Here is a 3,424-nt window from a genome sequence, read left to right as displayed (position 1 = left end):
GTGGAGCAACATGGCCGCGCCCTCCTTACCCTCAGCATACACCCATATGCGGCAAATAGGCAATACCCATATTCCGCAATGCCCTCAAAACGCCACGATCAGGACGCCGGATCACTTCACCGGCACACCGCAGCGCCGGGCGGCCTTGCGCAACAGGTCGTCGCGGGTGGCGATCGGAAGTCCTTCCCGCATGGCCAGCTCCAGGTAGGCCGCGTCGTAGGCCGACAGGTCGTGTTCGCGGGCCAGCGAAAGGGCGCCGTCCCAGGCCCTTGCGACGGACGCGTCGTCGACGGAGATCGGCAAATCCCGAAGCAGCTCCAGGAACCGGCGGGACTGCGCCTTCGAGATCCTCTTCCGGCGTTCCGCCGTCACCAGGACGTTGGCCACCTCCAGCGGCCAGACCGAAGGGACCACGGCGCCGGTGCCGGCGAGATCGTCGAGGACCGCATCCGGATAGGGGCCCGCCTCGTCCTCGAAACACCATCCCATCGCGACCGAGCAGTCCAGGACGAACCCGCTCACCGGCGGCGGCCCTCCTCGATCATCTCCCGGACGGGGATCCCTCCCAGCCGGATGCCGCGGCGGAACTCCTTGAGCTTCCGGATCGTTTCCCGGACCGCCGTCCTGTCGGCGGCGGACGCGGGGACGAGCATCGCCACGGGGACGCCCTTCCGCGTGATGGAGATCCGCTTCCCCTCCGCGACCTCCTTCAACAGCGCGGGCAGGTGCGTTTTCGCCTCGTATGCTCCGACTCTCTTCACCGCGCCCTCCTGCAGACCAGTATATAGACCAGTCTACAGACCTGTCGCCCGAAGGTCAACCGCGCGCGAGGCCGCGCTTTCATCGTCACCTGCCGGATCCTTCCAGCCCGATCCCCTTCAGGTCGGCGTCGCTTCCCCGGGTGAGGACCCGGCCGACGTAGAACCGGCGGAACGCCTCCGTTTCGTAGTCGGCTTCCGTGAAGTCGTACTCCCAGATCAGGGACTTGTTGACCGTGAACTTCATTGGCAGATCGTGCAAGCCAGCCCTCCGACCTGCTCGAAATGGCGGTCGGAGGTGAGGAGCTCCGCCCCGTGCTCCATCGCCTGGGCCGCGATCCACATGTCGTTGGCGGGAATCGGGGTCCCCTGGCGCCGGAGCTGGAGCGCGATCCTGGAGTAGCGGTCGGCGGTCAGGTCGCCCATGGGGACCACCTCGACCGCCTCGTGTTCGAGGAACCGGGCCAGCAGCGACATGTTGTGGTCGAAGCGCGTACCGTTGCGGAACCCGAACAGGATCTCCCCGAGGACCACGGGCGAGACCAGGACCGAGTCGGAGGCGGCGATTCTTGCGACGGTCGGGGCGTGCTCCATCCGGTAGAGCGCGTACACGTTGGTGTCGATAAGGAGCTTCACTTCCACATCTCTTCGTCGATCTCTTCGAAGATCCGGATGGCCTCTTCGAACTCTTTTGCTTCCTGAGCCGTCCAGCCTCCCGCAAGCTCCGCAAGGGATGCGCCGCGGGGCGTCCTCTTCTTTCCCCCGCCAGGGCTGCCGGCGCCGGCCCGGACAAGCTCGAGGACCACCTTGTTCAACGATTTCCCCGACTCCTTCGCCTTCCGGACCAGGGCCTCCTCCAGCTCGGGGTCGGAGATCCGGATCGTGATCTGCTTCATGACTCACCTCCCGAACCATGATGAGTCATTTTATGCCTCACGCCGGTTTTCGTCAATCCGTCCCGCCCCATCCGTCCCGGCAGATCCGTCCCGGGTCATGAATTTCGGCTTCCGGGCGGTTGGGGCAAACCTTTATACCTCCTTCGAAGGAGTACCAATATTCTTCCCTGACATTTCCTATCCCGTTCCCTTGCGTCAAGACGGCGTTCCGTGGGTTCACCGCTCTCCGAGGATCCAGGGGGTCAGCGTGGTCACCTGGTACGAAAGCTGGAGCCGGGCGGAGAAGTCGGTGCCGGAGGGGCCGGGGAGCCCGCCTTTCGTGGAGACGCGGTCGATGACGGCGGAGGCCTCGGCCCGCCACTTCTCCGTGAGCCAGCCGCTCAACCCGGCGGACCACAGCGTCCGGCGCTCCCCCGCGGAGGGGCCGCCGTCGCGCAGAACCCGCTCCCAGGAGAGCGTTCCCCAGGCGGTCGGGAGGAACCAGTAGCGCGACTGGACTGACCAGTTCCTCGCGCTCCCTCCCATCGGGTGGCCGAGAATGTCTCCGCGGTAGGTGTGGGGGTAGGCGGAGTGGCCGTACCAGTTGTCGCCCTTGTTCTCCCCGCTCCAGGTATCGGCATACTCGGCGCGCAGGTCGAGGCGGTCGAGGGAAAGGATGCGGGGCAGGTAGAGCCCGTAGAGGTTCGCGAACCGGTCGTCCCAGGGGAAAAAGATCCGCCCCCAGTGGCTGCTGTCCTCCGCCCCGCGCTCCATGTAGATCTGTACCGGCTGGGAGGGGAAAGGAAGGGTGAGGGTGACGTCCCATCCCCCCAGCGTGTTGCTCCGGTCGGAGGGCTCGTTGTCGCCCAGGTAGGTGTCGAAAAACTCGGAGATCCCGTTGTCGCGGTCGTCCCCGCCGTAATGCAGGACGCGGGAGAGGCCCAGCTCGATCCAGGGGCGCGGCTGGAGGGCCAGGCGGGTCCCGGTGAGGATGGAGTGGGAGTGGAGCGGCTTCTTTTCCATCCGGGCGGCGAAGAAGTCGTACTGGAAGCTGCCGAGGAAGGCCAGGCGCCCGGTGGGCCGGATCGGGACCGGGTTGTGGATCCGGACGCCGGGGTAGGGTTGCGCGTTGTTCGTGAAGAGGAGCGCCCCGCGGCGGCCCGGGCCGTACCAGGCCGAGATCTTCCCGGCCTGGACCGTCAGCCAGGGGTAGCCGGCGGAAAGGGAGGCGTCGAGCAGGCGGTTGCCGTCGTCCCCCCCTTCGCCGAAGAAGGAGGCGGCCCGAAGCTGCCCGCTGAAGAAGGGGGCCTTCTCCTCGCGGGCGAAGAAGTAGGCCTGCCCGCTCCACCCGGCGGGGACCGGGATCCCCTCGTGGTTCCACGGGGTGAACCGGGAGTCGGCATGGCCCCCGGCAACGGTCAGGCGCGCCGACTCGGTCGGGGCGGCGTACAAGGAGAGCCACCGGATCAGTTCGGCGTCGATCCCTTCCAGCCAGGCCGACCGGGAGGCTTCGCCCGTTGCAGCCCGGACCGCCGCCATCGTGTAGGGGCGGGTGTTGAGGAGGAGGCCGGGCAGGTACCCGGAGGCGGCCAGCTTGTCGATCGCCGCGTAGACTTCCGGCTCGTCGGCGAGGAACAGGTCGGCGGCGGCCGCGGTCCGGGGGTGAAGGACACCCGCCAAGGCGAGTGCGAACACCCACGCGGTCATCAGAACCGGGACGTTCCTGAGAAGTCTCATCCCGGTTGCCTTCATGGTGTGAACCCCTCTATGGACCATTCTTTAGACAGGTCT

General features: G+C 66.9%; 5 protein-coding genes. All 5 read right to left on the bottom strand.

What is annotated here, in order from left to right; translation table 11 throughout:
• Nucleotides 1–111: 111 nt before the first annotated feature.
• Complete coding sequence (locus A2X88_05555; GenBank protein OGP33642.1) at nucleotides 112–522, bottom strand: DNA-binding protein; 411 nt, start codon at nucleotides 520–522, stop codon at nucleotides 112–114.
• Complete coding sequence (locus A2X88_05550) at nucleotides 519–761, bottom strand: prevent-host-death protein (protein ID OGP33641.1); 243 nt, start codon at nucleotides 759–761, stop codon at nucleotides 519–521. The genes A2X88_05555 and A2X88_05550 overlap by 4 nt, the downstream gene beginning before the upstream one ends.
• A gap of 240 nt (nucleotides 762–1,001) precedes the next feature.
• Complete coding sequence (locus A2X88_05545; GenBank protein OGP33640.1) at nucleotides 1,002–1,394, bottom strand: twitching motility protein PilT; 393 nt, start codon at nucleotides 1,392–1,394, stop codon at nucleotides 1,002–1,004.
• Complete coding sequence (locus A2X88_05540; GenBank protein ID OGP33639.1) at nucleotides 1,391–1,654, bottom strand: hypothetical protein; 264 nt, start codon at nucleotides 1,652–1,654, stop codon at nucleotides 1,391–1,393. The genes A2X88_05545 and A2X88_05540 overlap by 4 nt, the downstream gene beginning before the upstream one ends.
• 216 nt (nucleotides 1,655–1,870) lie before the next feature.
• Nucleotides 1,871–3,340, bottom strand: a complete 1,470-nt coding sequence (locus A2X88_05535; GenBank protein OGP33638.1) for a hypothetical protein — start codon at nucleotides 3,338–3,340, stop codon at nucleotides 1,871–1,873.
• Nucleotides 3,341–3,424: the final 84 nt, after the last annotated feature.

Source organism: Deltaproteobacteria bacterium GWC2_65_14 (assembly GCA_001797615.1).
In the GTDB taxonomy this organism is placed as follows: Bacteria; Desulfobacterota; Deferrimicrobia; order Deferrimicrobiales; family Deferrimicrobiaceae; genus GWC2-65-14.
The sequence above is the reverse complement of the archived record's forward strand: the minus strand, read 5'-3'. Positions and strand labels throughout refer to the sequence as shown.

Bases quoted from the DNA above. Each gene is read 5' to 3' on its own strand.
- A2X88_05540 (OGP33639.1), bottom strand. From the start codon at position 1,654: ATGAAGCAGATCACGATCCGGATCTCCGACCCCGAGCTGGAGGAGGCC.
- A2X88_05535 (OGP33638.1), bottom strand. From the start codon at position 3,340: ATGACCGCGTGGGTGTTCGCACTCGCCTTGGCGGGTGTCCTTCACCCC.